Below are 19,674 nucleotides of genomic sequence, written 5' to 3'. Positions count from 1 at the left end.
TGTAAGAGCGAAACCGCCAGTGGCCACAGCCGCAGCAACGGATATGTCCCCCCCCAAAAAACCGCAACCCAGGCTTAAGGCCTCTACTGTGGCGAGGGAGCTTGCTCCCGTGGGACTGGCCGGCGCTCCGGGGCGTAGCAGTCCCATTTTTGGGCGCGCTGCGCGCCCCAGCGGGAGCAAGCTCCCTCGCCACAAATCGCGCCCACCGAAAATTCCTACAACTCGCGTCCAATTGCATCACCTTGTCCCTCAAAGGTTCAGCCCTTAAGGTCTGGGGGTCACTGCAAATTCAGTGACAGGGCGTAGGAACCCTTCGATAACCCTTGGCGCATAAGCGCCCGTCTGATTGCGGAGCATCTGTCGCATCCGTAAGATCAGCCGCGGCGGCCGTGCGCGGGCACGCTTCGGCGTGGCCGAGTCCAAGGGTATTCGGTATTCCTACCCCGCGCGCGGCTGCCACCCAAGCCCGTAGGAAGGCCGTTGGCAGCTCTCATGCCTACCCGGAGCTCGATCAAATGAAAAAGGTCAAACCCAATAAACCTGACACAACTGCGACAGAGCCCAACTCTCGTCACATGCCATTGACCAGCAACGACTACAACATCCCCGCCCTGCTGGTGGACACCCAAGCCCCGCTGGACGCCCTCCACGAAGCCGCCGCCCACCGCATCCGCGCGGCCACCCAGTTGCTGGAAAACATCGCCAGCCACGACAACCTGCAGAGCAACCCCGCCCTGCTCCAGGACTTCGCCCAGCTGTGCGTCATCCCCCTGCGCGACGGCTGCGACCTGCTGGATGTGCTGGGCCGGCGCCTGCAGGAACAACTGCTCACCTGAGCCCTGATCCGGGACCGGCAACACCTCGCCGGTCCCATCCGGCGTCCCTGTGCGCCTCCCCCTGCGCCCCGTAATTGCAAAGCGACATTAGCCCATTTGTGCTAATCGACCCTCCCCCAGCCCGGGGATATAGTGCCGAGCAACCACCCGATCTCCTCAACACCGCCGTTCTGCGGTGTCGGGAGCGGCTGCGCCGTTGAAAACACAACAACACCAAGGAAGAGTCATCATGAAACTCCAGTCCAGCCTTCGCCCCCTCGCCCTGCTCAGCGCCCTGGCCCTCGCCCTGGGCGGTTGCGCCATTGCCAAACCGAGCAACGACGACCTCAAGAACCGCGCCCAGACCACCCTCGGCAAGCCGGTGAACACGGTCTCCAATGTCCGCAGCGACGCCTCCCAGACCTACTTCACCGCCAGCACCAGCAACGGCGAATACAACTGCATATTGCCCAGCGGCGGCATGGTCGCCTTCGCCTCCATGGGCGGGGTAGTCGCATTGCCCGCCGAGTGCACCAAGCAGTAAGCCGGCGGCCTCTGGCCCCCCAGGTTCGCGGCGACCACCGGCACCTGCGCCGTAGCAGGCCGATGGCGCGCGAACACTGCAACTTCTTGAAAGGTTGTGAACCCATGAGCTCTCGCTTCCTTATGGTGGCAGGCACGGTCCTGCTCGCCTGTGCCTTGTGTGCCTGCGCGCCGCGTCAGGGACGAACCCTGGACGAATACCCTCCGGTCAAGATCCCAACCGTGCAGTACCCCGAGGTCCCCTTCGACACCCAGGCCGCCCGCGCCGCCCTGCAACCGGGCACTGCAACGCTCACCGGAAAGTTCTGCATCGTCGGCAACGACGGCATCGAGGACAGCCGCGACGTCAAGATCTATCTCTACCCGGTCACCCCGCACTTGCAGGCCTGGCATAGCTTGCGTGCGTCCAAGCCCGAAGGCGCGCCGGTAAGCATGGCCCCCGAGGCCGTGGCCGTGCACCGGGTGACCCGGACCGACGGCAACGGCATCTTCCAGTTCACGGGCCTGCAACCCGGTCGATACTTCGTCCAGGGCCAGGACATGGTGTACGGCACCAGCCGCTGGAACGAGTACGTCGGCACCGGCCAGAGCAACACCAACTACGGGCCGGTGACCACCCACTACTACACCGAACGCAGCTCGATCTCTTCGTACTCGGGCATGCTGGATGACTTCGTCGAAGTCGCCAGCGGCGAGAACAAGAAGCTGACCATGACCAACTACCCCCTGCTTATCCCATGCCGGACCTGGTAACCGCCGCTGGCGCCGAAACGCTGTGGGCCGAGGCCGGCGGCGTTTCGCGCAGGGCGCGCAAGGTGCCCCGCAGTTCCACCGGCCGCACCGGCTTGGAGAGGATGGCGATGTTGCGGTCGTGCAGGGCCACGTGGATTTTCTCGATGTCGTGCCCGGTGATGATCAGTGCCGGCACCTCCCAGCCGCGCTGCCGGCGGATACTGTCGATGCATTCGATGCCCGAGGCCCGGGTGCCCAGATCGTAGTCGGCGACGATGATGTCGCAGTCGGTCAGCAGATCTTCCCCGCTCGACTCGGCCTGGACCACGCAACCCCAGCGTTCCAGCAGCGCCGAGGTGGCCAGCAGGACGTTGCGGTCATCTTCCACCAGACAGACCCGCAACCCGGTCAGCAAGCCGCTCTGCAACGCCTCGTCACGGCCGTGTAAACGCTGCGGCGCGGCCGGTGACAAGCCATGCAGGCTGACCGTGGTGCCGTGATCGACCCGCGAGCGGAGCGTCACCTGCAGGTCGGTCAACTGCCCCAGGCGCTTGACGATGGACAGGCCCAGGCCGACGCCTTCGACGTCCTTGTCGCGCAATTGGCGGACCCGGTAGAACTCATCGAAGATCTTCGGCAGATGTTCCTCGGCAATCCCCCGGCCCTGGTCATAAATGACAATGGCCAGGCCCGCGCCGCGCCGACGCACGCCAATCAGCACCGGCCGCTCGGCGGCGTACTTGAAGCAGTTGGACAGCACGTTCTGCACCATGGTCGCCAACAATCCCGGATCGACCCGCACCCAATGGGCGCAAGGGCGCAACCGCAGTTCGACACCGGCCCAGCGCGCGGCTTCGGTGTTCTGGCGTACCAGGTCGCGCAGCAGCTCGCCCAGGTGCACGGTGTCGTACTTGGGCTGCACCCGCCCGTTGTCCAGGGTGTAGAGGTCGAGGATCGAACGGAACAACTGCGAAACGTTGAGCAGCGAACGGTCGATGTTGTCCACCAGCCGCCGCTCATCCACCCCCAGGTTGGCTTCGCGCAGGCAGGCGGTGAACAGGCCAATGGAGTGGATCGGCTGGCGCAGGTCATGGCTGGCCTGGGCCAGGAAGCGGGATTTTTCCAGGTTGGCGGCAATTGCCTCTTCGGAAGCCAGGCGGGTGCGCTTGAGCAGGATATGGGCGTACACCGGAATCACCGTGCTGGTGATCATCAGCATCAACACCATGTAGGGCTGGGCCTGCCAATAGGGAGTCAGCAGGTAGACCATGAACAGCGCGACCTGCGCCAGCACGGTGGCGATCGCCAGGTAGCGCGAGCCGAAGCGCATGCCATTGCCCAGGTTGACCCAGACCATCACCGCGTAGATCGGCAGCGCCCCCTCGCCGCCCACCACCAGGCCGTAGCAGGTGCCGGTGTAGTCGTAGACCATGCCCAGGATGCGCCGCGCCGGGTAGTGCCCGGGCCAGCGGGCAATGGCCATGCGCAGGAGGATCGAACCCAGCATGAACAGGGCAATGTAGATCATCACCGGCACATAGGGCTCGACCTGCTGCCCCGGCAGAAACCCGATCACGCCAAACCAGAGCAGGGCGCAACCGGCGACGATGATCCGCAGGGTGGCCTGGTCGAGTTCGCTGTCCTTCTCAACTTTCATGCAATCACCTCCTTGTGCGATCGGCGTTGCCGTGGTCTTTTGCCGCCTTGCAAAACCGCGTATCGAACACGACCAGCGGGCAATTACAACGCCGCGCGTCAAGTTAGCATGGGCGCAGGACTGGATGTTTCAAGGAGTTTCACGACATGACGTGCCGGATTATCGTCGCCGACGACCACCCGCTGTTTCGCGAAGGCATGCTGCGCACCCTCCAGCGCCTGCTGCCCGACGCCGTGCTGGAAGAGGCCGGCGACCTGGCCGCGGTGCTGGCCCTGGCCCAGGCCGGCGAGGAGCCGGACTCGCTGATTCTCGACCTGCGCTTTCCCGGCCTGACCTCGGTGAGCCTGATTGCCGACCTGCGCCGCCAACTGCCCCGGACCTCGATCATCGTGGTGTCGATGGTCGACAACCAGGACCTGATCGGCGAGGTGATGGCCGCCGGGGCCGACGGTTTCATCGGCAAGAGCATCAGCCCGGAGGAGATCGGCCAGGCGATCCAGGCCATCCGCGAAGGCGAAGTGGTGGTCAAGTACGCGCCTTCCGGCCTGCTGCTGCCCCTGGATGCCGGCGCCGAAGTGAGCCAGCTGACCACCCGGCAACAGGAAGTCCTGCGGCTGATCGCTCAGGGCAAGACCAACAAGGAAATCGCCCGGGAACTGGAGATCTCGCCGTTCACCGTGCGCATCCATGTGTCGTCCCTGCTGCACACCCTCAAGGTGCCCTCGCGCGCCGCGGCCGCGGTGAAGTTCGCCGGCACCTGGTAAACCGGGACAGCCGTGCCCCGGGACCGAATGCCACGACGCTGTTGGTCAGCGTGCGCCATTAAGACTGGGAAGCCCGCCACAAATGAGGCAGCATCGGTCCTGGCACGCCTGTACAAACGCCAAGGCACTGGGCGGCACGCCAGGAACAGCGTGCTGGCGCGGCCGCCCCACGCAGGAGAAAGACATCATGAATACGGATAAGCGTGATGAGTTGTTTGAACGTCTACACCACTGGTTCGGTGACTCGGAAGCCGCCAACTGGAATGAATACACCGCCGAACAGGTGGCCAAGGGAGTGCTCCACGCCTTCACCCCGGCACAATGGCAGCGCCTCGGCGAAACCCTGCTGTCGCGCCCCGAATATTGGCAGCACCGTTGCGCGGTGTCCCTGGGGGAGTTGCGCAGCCCACCGGCCATCGACTTGTTGAAACGCCTGTTGGTGGATTCGCCCTACCTGGATGTACGGGTCATGGCGATCTATGAACTGGACTGGTCGGAGGTGGCGATCGAACACCACTACGCCCCCTGCATCCTGGAAATCATGGACAACCTCAGTGAAGAAGGCATCGAGCCAGAGCTGCACAGCCTGCTGACCAAGGCCGAGTCCGCCGCGCCCTGAGCACACGTCCCTGGATGGCCGCAGCTCGGCCATCCAGCCTGTTCAGCTTGAAACCCGAGACTTGAGCAGCCAGCGCTCAAAAGCCTCGGTCACCAGTGGACGGCTGATCAGGTAGCCCTGCACGGTGTCGCAGCCCCAACCCTCCAGCAGTTTCAGACAGTGCTCATACTCCACGCCTTCAGCCACCACCTTGAGCCCCAGCTTGTGGCTCATTTCAATGGTGGAGCGCACGATCACCGCGTCACCGCTGGTTTCATCCAGGTTGCGGATAAACGACTGATCGATCTTCAGCTCCTGCACCGGCAGGCGCTGCAGCTGCGCCAGGGATGAATAGCCGGTACCGAAATCGTCCACCGAAAGGCTGATGCCACAGCCGCGCAGGCGCTGCAGCACGGCCAGGGCCTGCTCCGGGTCGCGCATGATGGCGCTCTCGGTGATCTCGAACACCAGTTGTTCGGCCGCCACCTGATAGCGCTCCAGGTATTCGCTGACCCGCACTTCCAGGCCGTCCCCCTCCAGGTCACTGGCCGAGATGTTCAGTGACAGGCGCACCGGCAAGGCCCGCCGATTCCACTCCGCCAACTGGCGGATACAGGCCTCGATGAGCCAGGCAGTCAGGCTGTGCATGCTGCCGGTACGCTCGGCCAGGGGAATGAATTCCGCCGGCGAGACCACGCCGAACACCGGGTGCTGCCAGCGCAGCAGGGCTTCGGCCTGATGCAGGAAGTCCCGACGCAGGTCGAGCTTGGGCTGGTACAGCAGGAACAACTCACCTTCGGCGGCAGCCCGCCGCAGGTCGCGAATCAGGCTGATCTGGCGCTGGTGAGCCAGGTCGCGGTCCTGCTGATAGACCTGCAAGTAACCGGGCTTGAGCGACGCATCATGCCTGGCGATGGCCGCGCGGCTGATCAGTTCCTCGGCGGACTGGCCGTCGGCGGGATACACCGCCATGCCCATGCAGATCTGCCGGCGCACTTCATCGCCCTGGATCAGTTGCGGCCGGCTGAGCAGGTCATGCAGCTGGTCGGCCATGTCCATGGCCCCGTCCAACTCGATGTTCTCCAACAGCAGGAGAAATTCACTGGCGGTGATCCGGGCCGCCGTGTCGCCGTGGGACAGGACTTCGCGCAAGCGCCGGCTGAGTTCGCCCATCATCTGGTCCAGGCCTTCACTGCCAAAGCCTTCGTTGATCGCCCGATAATTGTCGATGCCCAGGTAGAGCAGCACCACGTTGCGCCGGGCGGCAATCGCCTTGCTCAGGCGCTCGATGGCCAGGGCACGGTTGGGCAGCCCGGTCAGCGGATCATGCAGGGCGTTATGGGCCAGTTGCCGTTCGCGGGTGGCGATGGCGCTCTGCATGGCATTGAACGCATCCGCCAGCACGCCCAACTCATCACTGCGCTTGATCGCTACCGGCGCCTGATAGTTGCCGGAACCGATGCGCCTCGCCGCCTGTGCCAGGTCCTCCAGGGGGCGTGAAACCCGCCGCGCCATCAGCAGGGCGCAGGCCAGGGATATCACCAGCGCCACCATGGCGATCCACATGAATTCCCGATCCAGCGGGGCAAAGGCCTGCAGCGCCTGCTCCAGGGGACTTTGCAGCAAGGCCATGACCCGTGGGTCCGCGGCATCGCCGGTGTTGGCCAGTTGCAGCGCCTGATTGAGGAAACGCTGACCGCGCTCCTCGCTCAACGGAGGCAGGGACTGCCACAGCGAGTCGGCCAGGACATGGATGATCGGTGACCAGAAGAACTCTGGCTGGGTGCTGAACAGCTCGCCGGGGTGCTGGCCGTCGACGGTCAGGAACGACACTTCCAGGTTGCTCATGGAACGCAGTTCCTGGGCAAACAGTTCGTCCATGGGAAAGCCCATCACCACCCGGGCGATGGGCAGCGAATCCAGCACTTCGCCCTGGACCAGCAGATAAGGGCGGCCCTTGATCGCGACAAAAAGCATGTGGGTGTTGTGGCGCATGGCCCGGCGCAAGGCCTGGTCGTAGGGGAAATGCTGGTCCCGGGCAATCGCCGGCAAGGTGCTGGCGATGACCCGCCCCTCGGGGCTGAGCACGAACATTTCACTGGAACGGATGCCGCCGCGATGCTGGGCCAGGGCGGCAAGGATATCCACCGGCTTGCCACTGAGCACCGCACGACGAAACTCGGAATCCACCACCAGCCAGTCGACCCCGTACTGCAGGTTGCGGCCGCGCAGGTCCAGCAACCGTTCGAACACCCGGGTGCCGATCTTCAACTGCAACTGCGCCTGGCGCTCCACCGCCTGGGTGGTGGCGGTCTTCACCGCGAAATACACCGCGCCAATCAGAACCAACAGCAATAGCGCCAGCACCCCGACAATCCTTGCCTGAAAGGTTTGGCGCCACTTCATGAGGCCGCTCTCAGTGGCTCCGCTGTCCCGGCGTCCCTTGAACCTACCGGTGCGGATAACCGTCGCCGGGAGCAGAAAAGTCCGTTCTTCATACCCATCCCTCTGAGAAGCTGAATGCGCGCGTCAAATAAATGCCAGTTTCACGCTGACATGCCGGGCATTCAGATTAATCCTCAAACTACAGAAGATCACGCAATAAAACAGGTGACATTCAAGTCATTTTATTGACAACCCATGTCAGAAAAGCGCTCCAAGTGCACGCCATCCGCGGCGTGGCAGCATTTCCGGCAGGCCTGAAAAACGCTGAAACCTGTCCCCCATTGAAACCCGCGGCGACCTGCCCCATCTAAGTTGCATAGTCCATCGCGCAGGAGCCTCCATGAGCGACCAGCAAGAATTTCCCGAAGATCCGCGTGACTACGTCGATCCGGAAAACACTGAACAACAGGCTGCCCATGGCACAGGCCTGGCCTTGCCCGGACAGAGCCTGCCGGACAAGGTCTACATCATCCCGATTCACAATCGACCGTTCTTCCCAGCGCAAGTGCTGCCGGTCATCGTCAATGAAGAACCCTGGGCCGAAACCCTGGAGCTGGTGAGCAAATCCGATCATCACTCCCTCGCCCTGTTTTTCATGGACACCCCCCAAGAGGACCCGCGCCACTTCGACACCTCCGCCTTGCCGGAGTACGGCACCCTGGTCAAGGTCCACCACGCCAGCCGCGAGAACGGCAAGCTGCAATTTGTCGCCCAGGGCCTGACCCGAGTGCGCATCCGCACCTGGCTCAAGCACCATCGGCCACCGTACCTGGTGGAAGTCGAGTACCCGCATCAGCCCAGCGAGCCCACCGACGAGGTCAAGGCCTACGGTATGGCGCTGATCAATGCGATCAAGGAGCTGCTGCCGCTCAATCCGCTGTACAGCGAAGAACTGAAGAACTACCTCAACCGCTTCAGCCCCAACGATCCGTCGCCCCTGACCGACTTCGCCGCGGCCCTGACCTCCGCCACCGGCAACGAGTTGCAGGAAGTGCTGGACTGCGTGCCCATGCTCAAGCGCATGGAGAAAGTCCTGCCGATGCTGCGCAAGGAAGTCGAAGTCGCGCGCCTGCAGAAAGAGATTTCCGCCGAGGTCAACCGCAAGATCGGCGAGCACCAGCGCGAGTTCTTCCTCAAGGAACAGCTCAAGGTGATCCAGCAGGAGCTGGGGCTGACCAAGGACGACCGCAGCGCCGACCTGGAACAGTTCGAGCAGCGCCTGGCCGACAAGGTGCTGCCGCCCCAGGCGCAGAAACGCATCACCGAGGAAATGAACAAGCTGTCGATCCTCGAGACCGGCTCGCCGGAATACGCCGTCACCCGCAACTACCTGGAATGGGCCACGGCCGTGCCGTGGGGCATCTACGGCGCCGACAAGCTGGACCTCAAGCACGCCCGCAAGGTGCTGGACAAGCACCACGCCGGGCTCGACGACATCAAGAACCGCATCCTCGAGTTCCTCGCGGTGGGGGCCTACAAGGGCGAGATCAGCGGCTCCATCGTGCTGCTGGTGGGCCCGCCGGGTGTGGGCAAGACCAGCGTCGGCAAGTCCATCGCCGAATCCCTGGGGCGGCCGTTCTACCGCTTCAGCGTCGGCGGCATGCGTGATGAAGCCGAAATCAAGGGCCACCGCCGCACCTACATCGGCGCCCAGCCGGGCAAGCTGGTGCAGGCCCTCAAGGAAGTGGAGGTGATGAACCCGGTGATCATGCTCGACGAGATCGACAAGATGGGCCAGAGCTACCAGGGCGACCCGGCCTCGGCGCTTCTGGAGACCCTCGATCCGGAGCAGAACGTCGACTTCCTCGACCATTACCTGGACCTGCGCATGGACCTGTCCAAGGTGCTGTTCGTGTGCACCGCCAACACCCTGGATTCGATTCCCGGCCCACTGCTCGACCGTATGGAAGTGATTCGCCTGTCGGGCTACATCACCGAAGAAAAACTCGCCATTGCCAAGCGCCACCTGTGGCCCAAGCAGCTGGAAAAGGCCGGCGTGGCCAAGACCAGCCTGAGCATCAGCGACAGTGCCCTGCGCACGGTGATCGACGGCTATGCCCGGGAAGCCGGGGTGCGCCAGCTGGAAAAACAGCTGGGCAAGCTGGTACGCAAGGCGGTGGTCAAGCTGCTGGACGAACCGGACGCCACGATCAAGATCGGCCCCAAGGACCTGGAGGCCTCGCTGGGCATGCCGGTGTTCCGCAACGAGCAGGTCCTGAGCGGTACCGGGGTCATCACCGGCCTGGCCTGGACCAGCATGGGCGGCGCCACCTTGCCGATCGAGGCCACGCGGATCCACACCCACAACCGCGGCTTCAAGCTCACCGGGCAATTGGGGGACGTGATGAAGGAGTCGGCGGAGATCGCCTACAGCTACGTCAGCTCACACCTCAAGCAGTTCGGCGGCGACAGCAAGTTCTTCGACGAAGCCTTCGTCCACCTGCACGTACCGGAAGGCGCCACGCCCAAGGACGGCCCGAGCGCCGGGGTGACCATGGCCAGCGCCCTGCTGTCCCTGGCGCGCAACCAGCCGCCGAAAAAAGGCGTGGCCATGACCGGCGAACTGACCCTCACCGGGCACGTGCTGCCGATTGGCGGGGTCCGCGAGAAAGTCATCGCCGCGCGGCGCCAGAAGATCCACGAACTGATCCTGCCGGAGCCTAACCGCGGGCATTTCGATGAACTGCCGGAGTACCTCAAGGAAGGCCTCACCGTGCACTTCGCCAAGCGTTTTGCCGACGTGGCCAAGGTCCTGTTCTAACGCCCTGCGCCAGTAAGCCGGCTCCTACAGTTGTCCCACGTAGGAGCCGGCGTGCCGGCGAACAGGCCATAACCGCCAACCTCCATCCCTCCCCTACACCGTCCATCATCTTCAGTTATGCTCGCCGTTCGTCACGAATGATCGGAGCTTCCTGACCCATGCCTGCACACCGCCTTCTTGCCTTGTTCAGCCTCGCCCTGCTGAGCGCTTGCGCCAGCCAGCCCAAGCAAAACGTCAGCGTGGAAAACCAGAACCAATGCCCACTGCAACTGCACCACGGGCAAACCCTGACCCTGACCCTGCCGAGCAACCCCACCACCGGCTATCGCTGGGCGATCCAGGATTCGGCCGGCGGCATCCTGCGCAAGGTCAGCCCCGAGGTCTACAACAACCCCGAGGACACCGGCCTGGTGGGCAGCGGCGGGCAGTCGACCTGGCGCTTCCAGGCCTTCGCCACGGGCCAGGGCCGGCTGTTGCTGACCTACCAGCAACCCTGGGCCCCGGAAGAGGCCCCGGTGAAGGCTTTCGACTGCTCGATCACGGTGAACTGACATGGGCTGGCTGATCCTGGCGCTGATGGGCGCCGCCACCTTCATCTACGGGGTCAGCGTGCATGCCACGCTGCTCTGCCTGCTGGTCAAGCCGCTGCCGGTGCTGGCCCTGCTGGGCTGGCTGCACGATGCGCCGTCCGGGGACTACCGCCGCTGGATCATCCTCGGCCTGCTGTTCTCGGTGCTGGGTGACGTGCTGCTGGCCTGGCCTTCGGACCTGTTCGTGTTCGGCCTCGGGGCCTTCCTGGTGGCCCACCTGGCCTACCTCAAGGCTTATCTCAGTGACTGCCGGCGCCCGGCGCTGCTGCCGCTGGCGGTGGCACTGGCCATCGGCGGGGTGTTGCTGGCGATCCTGATCGCCCACGGCCTGGGCCCGCTGCTGATCCCGGTGATCGTCTACGCCCTGACCATCAGCGCCATGCTCTGGCGGGCCCTGGCGCGCCTCGGCTCAGCGGTGCCCAAACGCTCGGCGGCGCTGGCGGCGGTGGGGGCCCTGAGCTTCGCGTTCTCCGACAGCCTGATCGGCATCAGCCGCTTCGTGCTGGCCTTCGATGCCGCGCCCTACCTGATCATCATTTTCTACTGGCTGGGCCAGTGGGGCATCGCCGCTTCGGCGTTCAGCCAGAAACCGCGCTGATCAGCCTGCGCCAACAAGCCGGCCCCTGCGATCGGTAGGAGCCGGCTTCCCGGCCAAGGGCCACACCTTGCGTCGCCCTTGCTCTCCTGAAGGCCCTGCGGGCCTTATCGCAGCCTGCGGCAGCGGCTACAATGCCGCCCTCTTTTTTATCTCCATCGCTGGAAATGCCGTGAGCAAAGAACCCGACCGCCTATTCGCCCAGCCCCTGGCCCAGGTGCCCGACTTCGCCTTCAACGAGGATGTGGTGCGGGTGTTCCCGGACATGATCAAGCGCTCGGTGCCGGGTTACCCGACCATTGTCGAGAACCTCGGGGTGCTGGCGGCGCAGTTCGCCCAGCCCAACAGCGTGCTCTATGACTTGGGTGCGTCCCTGGGCGCGGTGACCCAGGCCCTGCGCCGCCATGTGCGCACGGACGGTTGCCGGGTGATCGCCGTGGACAACTCGGCGGCCATGGTCGAGCGCTGCCGGGAATACCTCAACGGCCAGGATTCGATGTTCCAGGAGCTGCTGCCGGTGCAGGTGGTCGAAGGTGACATCCTGGCCCTGGAGTTCCAGCCGGCCTCGGTGGTGGCGCTGAACTTCACCCTGCAGTTCATCGCCCCGGAGCAGCGCCTAGCCCTGCTCGGGCGCATCCGCCAGTCGTTGCTGCCCGGCGGCGCGCTGATCCTCTCGGAGAAGCTGCGCTTCAACGATACCGAGGAACACGCGCTGCTCACCGACCTGCACATCGCCTTCAAGCGCGCCAACGGCTACAGCGAACTGGAAATTGCCCAGAAGCGCAGCGCCATCGAAAACGTCATGAAGCCCGACAGCCTCGAAGAACACCGTGAACGCCTGCTGGCCGCCGGGTTCTCGAAAGTCGTGCCGTGGTTCCAGTGTCTTAACTTTGCCTCGTTGATTGCCCTGCCATGATTGATCTGTCCCCCCTCGCCCGCCGTCTGGCGGGCACGCCCCTGGCCGCCTGGGCCGCCGGTCTGCAAGCCCAGCTCGATGCCAAGATGGAAAAGGGCCATGGCGACCTTGAACGCTGGCAGAGCGCCCTCGACGCATTGCCGAACGTCCAACCCAGCGAAGTCGACCTGGTCAACGGCCTGCGACTGGACACTGACTGCGACGGCGCCACTCGGGCGCAGATGCGCAGCGCGTTGATGGGCCTGTCACCGTGGCGCAAGGGCCCGTTCGACCTGTTCGGCGTGCACGTGGACACCGAATGGCGCTCGGACTGGAAATGGTCACGGGTCGCCCCGCACCTGAACCTTGAAGGCAAACGCATCCTCGATGTCGGCTGCGGCAATGGCTACTACATGTGGCGCATGCTCGGCGCCGGCGCCCACAGCGTGATCGGCGTGGACCCCAACTGGCTGTTCTTCTGCCAGTTCCAGGCGGTGCAGCGCTACCTGTCGCAGCCTGCGGTGTGGCACCTGCCATTCCCCTTCGAGGACCTGCCGGCCAACCTGGAAGGTTTCGACACGGTGTTTTCCATGGGCGTGTTCTACCACCGCCGTTCGCCCATCGAGCATTTGCTGGCGCTCAAGGACTGCCTGGTCAAGGGCGGCGAACTGGTGCTGGAAACCCTGGTGGTGGAAGGCGATCAGCATCAGGTGCTGGTGCCGGAAGATCGTTATGCACAGATGCGCAACGTGTGGTTCCTGCCCTCGGTGCCGGCCCTGGAGCTGTGGCTGCGGCGCGCCGGGTTCAGCGACGTGCGTTGCGTGGATGTCAGCGTGACCAGCATCGAGGAGCAGCGCGGCACCGAGTGGATGAAGTACCAGTCGCTGAGCGATTTCCTCGACCCCAACGATCACAGCAAGACCATCGAAGGCCTGCCGGCGCCGATGCGCGCGGTGATTGTCGCCAGAAAATAACCCCGCCCTTCCCTTGTAGGAGCTGGCCCGCCAGAGCGGCGCTGGGCTCCGAGGGCTGTTCGCCGGCAAGCCGGCTCCTCTGAGGTTTTGCAGGAGCAAGCTTGCTCGCGAACGCCGCGAACCGGCTTGGGATCAGCGCGCCCGGCGCGCCTTGAAGAATTCGCTCAACACCGTGCCGCACTCTTCGGCCAGCACCCCGCCCTCGTACAGCACCCGATGATTGAGAAACCCCTGGGTGAAGAACTGGCCCTGGCTCTGCACGATGCCGGCCTTGGGTTCTAGGGCGCCGTACACCACGCGGGCAATGCGCGAGTGGACGATCAAGCCGGCGCACATGCTGCAAGGTTCCAGGGTCACGTACAGGGTGCTGCCGGGCAGGCGATAGTTGTTCACCGCTTGGGCCGCCGCGCGGATCGCCACCATCTCGGCGTGGGCGCTGGGGTCGCTGCCGCTGATCGGGCAGTTGTAGCCGCGGCCGATGATCTGGCCATCCAGCACCAGCACCGCGCCCACCGGCACTTCCCCCAGGGCCGCGCCCTGGGCGGCCAGGGCCAGGGCTTCGCGCATGAAGTCCTGGTCGCGGCTGCGGTCGATGATCGGCGCCGGGCGTATCTGGCGCATCACGCCACCTCGATGGCGGCCATCAGGCCGGTTTCCATGTGGTCGATCACGTGGCAGTGGAACATCCAGACCCCGGGGTTATCCGCCACCAGCGCCACGCGGGCACGCTCGTTCTTGCCCAGCAGGTAGGTGTCGGTGAAGTAGGGGGTGATCTTCTTGCGGTTCGAGGCGATGACCTTGAAGCTCATGCCGTGCAAGTGGATCGGGTGTTGGTACTGAGTCATGTTCTTCAATTCGAAAATGTAGCTCTTGCCCTTTTTCAGGGTGGCGATCGGCCGATCGGCGCAGGTCTTGTCGGTGATGTCCCAGGCCTGGCCGTTGATCTGCCAAAGGCTCGGCGGCTGGCCATTGTCCACGTTCACCGAGACCGAGCCAACCCACTCGAAATTGAAGTTGAGCTTCTCGGCATTGTCGAGATCCGGCTCGGCCACCGGGTTGGCCGGCAGGGCTGGCGGCCACTGGGTCGGCGCATCGCTGTTGGCCACCGAACGCAAGGTGCCCAGGCGCACCGGCCCGTTGCGCAGGGACAGTTCCTGGCCCGCCGCCGGCGCCTTGATCGCCAGGCAGATGCGCATGCCCGGGCCCAGCCAGTATTCCTTGCCCAAGGGGCGCGGCTCGATGGGGTTGCCATCCAGCGCGTAGATCTGCGCTTCGACATCGGGAATGTTGATGCGGTAGGTCAGGGTGTTGTCGAGGTTGAGCAGGCGCACCCGGGTGATCTGCCCCGCCGGCAGGTCGATCACCGCCTGGGACACGCCGTTGATGGTGGACAGGCGCCCGGCGGTGCCGCCCCGCGCCGCTTCGCGGGGGATGCTGAAGGGCATGAATGCGCCCTCTTCATCCACGTGCCAGCTTTTCAGGCTCAGGGTGCGTTCGTACTGGAAGCCGGTGGGTTCGCGCTCTTCGACGATCAACGGGCCCACCAGGCCGCGGCCCAGTTCCTCGCTGCTGTTGACGTGGGGGTGATACCAGTAGCTGCCGGCATCCGGCACGCGGAACTTGTAGTCGAAGTATTCGCCCGGCAGCACCGGCAGTTGCGAGACGTAAGGCACGCCGTCCATTTCCAGGGGCAGGCGGATGCCATGCCAGTGAATGGTGGTGGCCACCGGCAGGTGGTTGATGAAGCGCACCCGCAGCCACTCGCCCTGGCGCACCCGCAGTTCGGTACCAGGTGCCGATGGGCCAAAGGCCCAGGCTTGGGTCTTGTGCCCCGGCACCAGTTCCACATCCAGCGGCGCGGCGATCAGCTCGTAGTCGTGGCCCGCTTCGGCGTCGGCCATTTTCCCCAGCCAGTAACGCGAGGCGCCGCCCGCTCCCACGCCCACCACTACCAGACCGGCCAGACCACCGAGTATTTGTCGACGGGTAAAGGACATGGACTCAACTACCTCACGTATCTGCGGCGGACCCAGGCCCGCAAAAGGCGAATACGATACACCCGCAGTTGAGAAACAGTAAGGCCGGCGCGGCGACGGGACGCAGGCGGCGGGCCTGCTCGCTGGCAAGCCAGCACCTACCGGAGGTTGCATTGCTCCTGCAGGAGCCGGCTGGCCGGTGAAAAAGCCCCCTCAGCCCTGCAAGCCCAGCAGCAGATGCACCACGCCACCGGCCAGGGGCATCACCGCCGGCACCCCGGCCACCCGCAGGGCACTGGCATCGAGCAACTGCGGGTCGTGCAGTTCCAGGCGCAAGCGGGTCAGGGCCAGGGGTTGCTGGCTCTTGATGTTGGCGCTGCCGCCCAAGGCCTGCAGCATCGCGGCATTGAGCGGGCCGGTGCTGGCCTTGGGGGCCTTCGGCTGATCTGGGATCAGGTCCGGGGTCAGGGCTTTCCAGAACGCCCGCTGTAATTTCTCGAACATCTTCAGTTCTCCAGAACCAGTGAGTCGGCGGCGACTAGCTGCCGTTGCAGGCATTCACGCACCTCGGCGGCGTCTTCCAGATCGATGAGCCGGGCTGCCAGGGCCTGGCACTGGCTCAAGTCCAGCTCCCGCACCCGCGCCTTGATGGCCGGGATCAACGGCACGCTCACCGACAGTTCATCCACCCCCAGGCCCAGCAACAGCGGCACCGCCAGGGTCTCGGAAGCCAGGGCGCCGCAGACTCCGACCCACTTGCCGTGGGCGTGGGCGGCCTGCACGGTGCGGGCGATCAGGCGCAGCACCGCCGGGTGAAAGCTGTCGGCCTGGCCGGCCAGGCGCGGATGATCGCGGTCCATGGCCAGGGTGTACTGGGTCAGGTCGTTGGTGCCAATGGAGAAGAAATCCACCTCCGGGGCAAAACGATCCGCCATCAAGGCCGCCGAAGGCACCTCGATCATGATCCCCAGCTTGGGCCGCTCCGCGAGGCCCAGGGCCTGGACCTCGTCATCGAGCAACTGGCGCGCCTGACGCAGCTCCGCCAGCTGGCTGACCATCGGCAGCATGATGTGCAGGCGGGCCTGCCCGGCGCAGGCGAGCATCGCCCGGAACTGCTCGCGCAGCAGTTCGGGACGCTCCAGGCACAGGCGGATGCCGCGCAGGCCGAGAAAGGGGTTGGCTTCGCGATCCATGGGCACATAGGCCAGGGGCTTGTCGCCGCCCACGTCCAAGGTCCGCACCACCAGATTGCGCGTCGGCCCCAGGGCCTGGGCGATGGCCCGGTACGTCGCGGCCTGCTCCTCGGGGCTCGGGGCGTGGCTGCGGTCCTGGTAGAGGAACTCCGACCGCAACAGGCCGACGCCTTCACCGCCCAGGCTCATTGCCTGCTCGGCCTCGGCCAGGGAGGCAATATTGGCCGTCACCTCCAGGTGATGACCGTCGCAGGTCACCGCAGGGTGCGCCGCCTGGGCCAGGTCCTGCTGCTGGCGCTGGCGTTGCTGCTGACGCAGGGCCTGCAGTTGCTGCACCCGCTGCGGGTCCGGGTCCGTATGCAGCTCGCCGCGATCGGCATCCAGCAGGACCCGGGTGCCGTTGACCAGGGACAGGACCCGAGGCGACAAGCCACAGATCGCCGGCAGGCCCAGGGCCCGGGCCAGAATCGCCACATGGCTGGTGGCGCCGCCCCCGACGGTGACAAACCCCAGCACCTTGGCCGTGTCCAGGCTCGCGGTCTGCGACGGGGTCAGTTGCTCGGCAATCAGGATCGCCTGATCCGGCAGGATCAGGGCTTGCTCCTGCACCCCGAGAAGCAGCTTGAGCACCCGTTGGCCGACATCCGCCAGATCCACCGCGCGCTCGGCCAGCAGGCTGCTGCCCAGGCCCTTGAACAACTCGGCGGTGACTTCAATGGCGCTGTTCCAGGCAAAGGCCGCGCTCTTGCCGGTAGCGATCAGGGCGTGGGCCTGCTCCAGCAAGCTCGGGTCATCGAGCAGCTCCTGATGGGCCCGGAAGATGTCCTGCTGCGCGTCACCGCTGGCGCTGTCGCGCAGCAGCTGCAGAGCCTCCCGGGCCTGGGTCAGGGCCTGCTCCAGAGACTCGCGCTCCTGCTGCGGGCGGGTTGCCGCTTCGCGTATCTGCAGGCGCTGCTCGGCCACCTGCAACACCTGACCGAATGCCGAGCCCGGGGACGCGCAAACGCCTCGCCACAACGGATCCCGCGCTTCATCAACCACGACTCGCGGCTCGGGGCTTGCTGCGGCGCTGATCTTTTCGCCACAACCGGACGCCAGCAGTTCCACCAGCGCCTGGATCGCCTGCTCGGCATCCGCGCCCACGGCGCTGACCTGCAAGGCATCGCCCTGCACCGTCTGCAACGCCATGATCGACACCAGGGACTTGGCATTGGCCGAGTCCTCGCGCCGATGCAGGCAGATGCTCGCGGCAAAGCCCTTGGCGGCCTGGGCCAGCAGCGCCGCCGGGCGCGCATGCAGGCCCTGGGGGTTGCCGAGAATCAGCGGTCTGGAAAACAGCGCCTGCCCCGCGGCCTCCGGGGTCTGCGCCGCTGCGGCGGCAGGGTCGAGCCGCAACACCGGCTGCCCCGCTTCCACCAGCACGCTGTCGGTGACCAGCCCGGTCACCGCTTCGCCACTGACCACCAGCATCAGGGTCAGCAGGCTGCGGGCATGCAGGGCCAGGTAGTCGGCGTCGAACTCGATCAGCGGCTGGCCAACCATCACCTGCTGACCCTCCTCGATCAGGCAGGTGAAGCCCTTGCCTGCCAGGTTCACCGTGTCCAGCCCGATGTGCATCAGCACCTGCTGGCCCTGTTCGCCAGTGATGCTCAGCGCATGGCCGCTGCGCTGCAGGTTGCTGACCACCCCGGACAGCGGTGCGCAGAGCGTCTGGGAAGTCGGGTCGATGCACAGCCCGTCACCGATCACCCGGCTGGAAAACACCGGGTCCGGGACCTGCTCCAGGGGCAGCAGCACCCCGGACAGGGGCGCGAGCAATTGCAAGGGTTGGGTTATGGCCATGACGTCACCTGCTGTTGATTCCTTGAAGTGCCGATGGAGCGCGAGCCCCGACAGCATCGCTTATTTCCACCAGTACTCGACCTGCAAGCCGACGTTCGCGCCGTGCCGGGCGCTGCCGAACACGCCGCTGTCGGACAGCGCGGAACCAGCCGCCAGCTCATTGGCCGCGCGCTTGGCGGCCTCGTTCCAGCTGGCATAGGTGTAGTACAGGCGCACCTCCGGTCGGGCCCAGAAGTCCGGGCCCTTGGGTGACCAGGTGGGCGCGAAGGTGAACTTGCTGAGTTTGCGGGTGCCCCCGGGGGCCTCCACCTGATCGTGGCCGAACTCGGTCACCAGCTTGAATTGCTCGGTGATGGCGTAGGCCGGGCGCACGCCCAACGAGATCCAGTTCTGATCCTGGCCGTCGGGGCGAATGTCCTTCTGATAGACCGCCTCCACCTGGCCGCCGAAGCGCGGGGTCAGTTGCCAGTCGAAGAACTCCACCAGGCGATAGCTCTTGTTGCTGTCATCCAGGTAGGTGTTGCCGGTGTAGCCCAGGCCGGTGCCGGGGCCTTCGCCGTATTGCAGGGCGAGTTTGTTCTTGCCGCCGAAAAAGTCCTTCTGCACATGCTGGGTGGTGATCGCCCAGCCATTGTGGGCACCGCGGCGATCGGGCTTTTCCAGGTAGCTCAGGCCCAGTTCCAGCTCGCCGCCGGGGTTGGTCTGGAAGCCAGCGACGTTGAAGTCATGACGGCTCACCGCCTGCTTCTGATAGAGATTGTCCTTGCGGGAGAAGGCGTAGCTGTATTTCAGATCGCCGATGCGCACGTCCTCGACCCCGCCGCCGGTGGCGCTCTGGTTCCAGTAGTAGAAGTCGGAAATATGGATGTCGTTACGCTTGTAGTAACGGCGCCCGGCCCACAGCGAACCGCCATTGAGGCTGGGCAGGTTCGACCACTGGGCGTACATCTGCGGCATCCGCGCCGAACCGTTTTCGCCCTGGAAGGTCAGGTTGCGGTCGTAGCGGTTGTAGAGCGAGGCCATGCCGTCGACGCTGAGCACCGAGCCGTCGTCCAGGGTGTACAGGTCCTGGCGCAGTTCCAGCTCGGCGTACTGCTCGCACTCGTTGCCCAGGCGGTACTTGGACTGCGCGCCGGGCAACTGGAAGCAGGACTGCGAGCCACTGTTGACCGAGGTGCCCAGGCCGCTGCGCAGGTAGCCGGCAAACTCCAGGGCCTGGGCCGGAAAGGGCAAGGCCAGGCACAGGCAGGACGCCGCCAGACCGCGATTTATTGTTGTTCTCATAAGCCACCCA

17 protein-coding genes are annotated in these 19,674 nt (G+C 65.1%); 10 read left to right on the top strand and 7 right to left on the bottom strand.

Annotated elements, in window-relative coordinates:
- Positions 1 to 575: 575 nt before the first annotated feature.
- The 3 genes from LXM55_RS30345 (at position 576) to LXM55_RS30335 (ending at position 2,111) form a co-directional block, all read left to right on the top strand.
- On the top strand, positions 576 to 836 hold the full coding sequence (locus LXM55_RS30345; protein ID WP_015636855.1) for a hypothetical protein: 261 nt from the start codon (positions 576 to 578) through the stop codon (positions 834 to 836).
- Between the two features lie 229 nt (positions 837 to 1,065).
- Positions 1,066 to 1,359, top strand: coding sequence for a hypothetical protein (locus tag LXM55_RS30340; protein ID WP_233323796.1), 294 nt, complete (start codon positions 1,066 to 1,068; stop codon positions 1,357 to 1,359).
- Between the two features lie 104 nt (positions 1,360 to 1,463).
- Positions 1,464 to 2,111 carry a carboxypeptidase-like regulatory domain-containing protein gene (locus LXM55_RS30335; RefSeq protein WP_233323795.1) on the top strand — a complete coding sequence of 216 codons (648 nt, stop codon included), beginning with the start codon at positions 1,464 to 1,466 and terminating at the stop codon, positions 2,109 to 2,111.
- Here the strand turns inward: LXM55_RS30335 and LXM55_RS30330 are convergent.
- A complete protein-coding gene (locus tag LXM55_RS30330) occupies positions 2,089 to 3,747 on the bottom strand; it encodes an ATP-binding response regulator (RefSeq protein WP_233323794.1) in 1,659 nt (552 codons plus the stop codon). The two genes, LXM55_RS30335 and LXM55_RS30330, sit on opposite strands and share 23 nt — an antisense overlap.
- Positions 3,748 to 3,893: 146 nt before the next feature.
- Here LXM55_RS30330 and LXM55_RS30325 point away from each other — a divergent pair, with 146 nt between their 5' ends.
- A complete protein-coding gene (locus LXM55_RS30325; protein WP_233323793.1) occupies positions 3,894 to 4,511 on the top strand; it encodes a LuxR C-terminal-related transcriptional regulator in 618 nt (205 codons plus the stop codon).
- 187 nt (positions 4,512 to 4,698) lie between these two features.
- Positions 4,699 to 5,130, top strand: coding sequence for a HEAT repeat domain-containing protein (locus tag LXM55_RS30320; RefSeq protein WP_233323792.1), 432 nt, complete (start codon positions 4,699 to 4,701; stop codon positions 5,128 to 5,130).
- Between the two features lie 42 nt (positions 5,131 to 5,172).
- Here the strand turns inward: LXM55_RS30320 and LXM55_RS30315 are convergent, their stop codons facing one another.
- Positions 5,173 to 7,515 (bottom strand): putative bifunctional diguanylate cyclase/phosphodiesterase, encoded by a 2,343-nt coding sequence (locus LXM55_RS30315; protein ID WP_233323791.1) that lies wholly within the window; start codon positions 7,513 to 7,515, stop codon positions 5,173 to 5,175.
- A gap of 379 nt (positions 7,516 to 7,894) precedes the next feature.
- Between LXM55_RS30315 and lon the strand changes: the two genes are divergently transcribed.
- From lon to cmoB, 5 genes are all read left to right on the top strand, one after another.
- Positions 7,895 to 10,315 (top strand): endopeptidase La, encoded by a 2,421-nt coding sequence (lon, locus tag LXM55_RS30310; protein WP_233323790.1) that lies wholly within the window; start codon positions 7,895 to 7,897, stop codon positions 10,313 to 10,315.
- 158 nt (positions 10,316 to 10,473) lie between these two features.
- The gene (locus tag LXM55_RS30305) at positions 10,474 to 10,866 is read left to right on the top strand and encodes a protease inhibitor I42 family protein (protein WP_233323789.1); all 393 of its coding nucleotides are present in this window, start codon (positions 10,474 to 10,476) and stop codon (positions 10,864 to 10,866) included.
- A gap of 1 nt (position 10,867) precedes the next feature.
- Positions 10,868 to 11,503, top strand: coding sequence for a lysoplasmalogenase (locus LXM55_RS30300; RefSeq protein WP_233323788.1), 636 nt, complete (start codon positions 10,868 to 10,870; stop codon positions 11,501 to 11,503).
- 169 nt (positions 11,504 to 11,672) lie between these two features.
- A complete protein-coding gene (gene cmoA, locus LXM55_RS30295) occupies positions 11,673 to 12,416 on the top strand; it encodes a carboxy-S-adenosyl-L-methionine synthase CmoA (protein WP_233323787.1) in 744 nt (247 codons plus the stop codon).
- Positions 12,413 to 13,369 (top strand): tRNA 5-methoxyuridine(34)/uridine 5-oxyacetic acid(34) synthase CmoB, encoded by a 957-nt coding sequence (gene cmoB, locus LXM55_RS30290; protein WP_233323786.1) that lies wholly within the window; start codon positions 12,413 to 12,415, stop codon positions 13,367 to 13,369. The genes cmoA and cmoB overlap by 4 nt, the downstream gene beginning before the upstream one ends.
- 132 nt (positions 13,370 to 13,501) lie before the next feature.
- Here the strand turns inward: cmoB and tadA are convergent, their stop codons facing one another.
- From tadA to LXM55_RS30265, 5 genes are all read right to left on the bottom strand, one after another.
- The gene (tadA, locus tag LXM55_RS30285; protein ID WP_233323785.1) at positions 13,502 to 13,990 is read right to left on the bottom strand and encodes a tRNA adenosine(34) deaminase TadA; all 489 of its coding nucleotides are present in this window, start codon (positions 13,988 to 13,990) and stop codon (positions 13,502 to 13,504) included.
- Complete coding sequence (locus LXM55_RS30280; protein ID WP_233323784.1) at positions 13,990 to 15,366, bottom strand: multicopper oxidase family protein; 1,377 nt, start codon at positions 15,364 to 15,366, stop codon at positions 13,990 to 13,992. The genes tadA and LXM55_RS30280 overlap by 1 nt, the downstream gene beginning before the upstream one ends.
- Before the next feature lie 192 nt (positions 15,367 to 15,558).
- Positions 15,559 to 15,849, bottom strand: coding sequence for a PTS transporter subunit EIIB (locus LXM55_RS30275; RefSeq protein WP_233323783.1), 291 nt, complete (start codon positions 15,847 to 15,849; stop codon positions 15,559 to 15,561).
- 2 nt (positions 15,850 to 15,851) lie between these two features.
- Entirely contained in the window at positions 15,852 to 18,380 is a 2,529-nt protein-coding gene (gene ptsP / locus LXM55_RS30270) for a phosphoenolpyruvate--protein phosphotransferase (RefSeq protein ID WP_233323782.1), read from the bottom strand.
- 60 nt (positions 18,381 to 18,440) lie between these two features.
- On the bottom strand, positions 18,441 to 19,664 hold the full coding sequence (locus LXM55_RS30265; protein WP_233323781.1) for a maltoporin: 1,224 nt from the start codon (positions 19,662 to 19,664) through the stop codon (positions 18,441 to 18,443).
- Positions 19,665 to 19,674 lie beyond the last annotated feature (10 nt).

This window comes from Pseudomonas sp. Au-Pse12 (assembly GCF_021341665.1).
GTDB lineage: Bacteria > Pseudomonadota > Gammaproteobacteria > Pseudomonadales > Pseudomonadaceae > Aquipseudomonas.
This window is presented reverse-complemented; position numbering and strand designations above follow the sequence as displayed.

Coding starts and splice junctions, on each gene's coding strand:
- LXM55_RS30345 (WP_015636855.1), top strand. CDS start 576: ATGCCATTGACCAGCAACGACTACAACATCCCCGCCCTGCTGGTGGAC.
- LXM55_RS30335 (WP_233323795.1), top strand. CDS start 1,464: ATGAGCTCTCGCTTCCTTATGGTGGCAGGCACGGTCCTGCTCGCCTGT.
- LXM55_RS30340 (WP_233323796.1), top strand. CDS start 1,066: ATGAAACTCCAGTCCAGCCTTCGCCCCCTCGCCCTGCTCAGCGCCCTG.
- LXM55_RS30300 (WP_233323788.1), top strand. CDS start 10,868: ATGGGCTGGCTGATCCTGGCGCTGATGGGCGCCGCCACCTTCATCTAC.
- LXM55_RS30275 (WP_233323783.1), bottom strand. CDS start 15,849: ATGTTCGAGAAATTACAGCGGGCGTTCTGGAAAGCCCTGACCCCGGAC.
- LXM55_RS30265 (WP_233323781.1), bottom strand. CDS start 19,664: ATGAGAACAACAATAAATCGCGGTCTGGCGGCGTCCTGCCTGTGCCTG.
- LXM55_RS30305 (WP_233323789.1), top strand. CDS start 10,474: ATGCCTGCACACCGCCTTCTTGCCTTGTTCAGCCTCGCCCTGCTGAGC.
- LXM55_RS30320 (WP_233323792.1), top strand. CDS start 4,699: ATGAATACGGATAAGCGTGATGAGTTGTTTGAACGTCTACACCACTGG.
- cmoB (WP_233323786.1), top strand. CDS start 12,413: ATGATTGATCTGTCCCCCCTCGCCCGCCGTCTGGCGGGCACGCCCCTG.
- tadA (WP_233323785.1), bottom strand. CDS start 13,990: ATGCGCCAGATACGCCCGGCGCCGATCATCGACCGCAGCCGCGACCAG.
- LXM55_RS30330 (WP_233323794.1), bottom strand. CDS start 3,747: ATGAAAGTTGAGAAGGACAGCGAACTCGACCAGGCCACCCTGCGGATC.
- lon (WP_233323790.1), top strand. CDS start 7,895: ATGAGCGACCAGCAAGAATTTCCCGAAGATCCGCGTGACTACGTCGAT.
- LXM55_RS30315 (WP_233323791.1), bottom strand. CDS start 7,515: ATGAAGTGGCGCCAAACCTTTCAGGCAAGGATTGTCGGGGTGCTGGCG.
- ptsP (WP_233323782.1), bottom strand. CDS start 18,380: ATGGCCATAACCCAACCCTTGCAATTGCTCGCGCCCCTGTCCGGGGTG.
- LXM55_RS30325 (WP_233323793.1), top strand. CDS start 3,894: ATGACGTGCCGGATTATCGTCGCCGACGACCACCCGCTGTTTCGCGAA.
- LXM55_RS30280 (WP_233323784.1), bottom strand. CDS start 15,366: ATGTCCTTTACCCGTCGACAAATACTCGGTGGTCTGGCCGGTCTGGTA.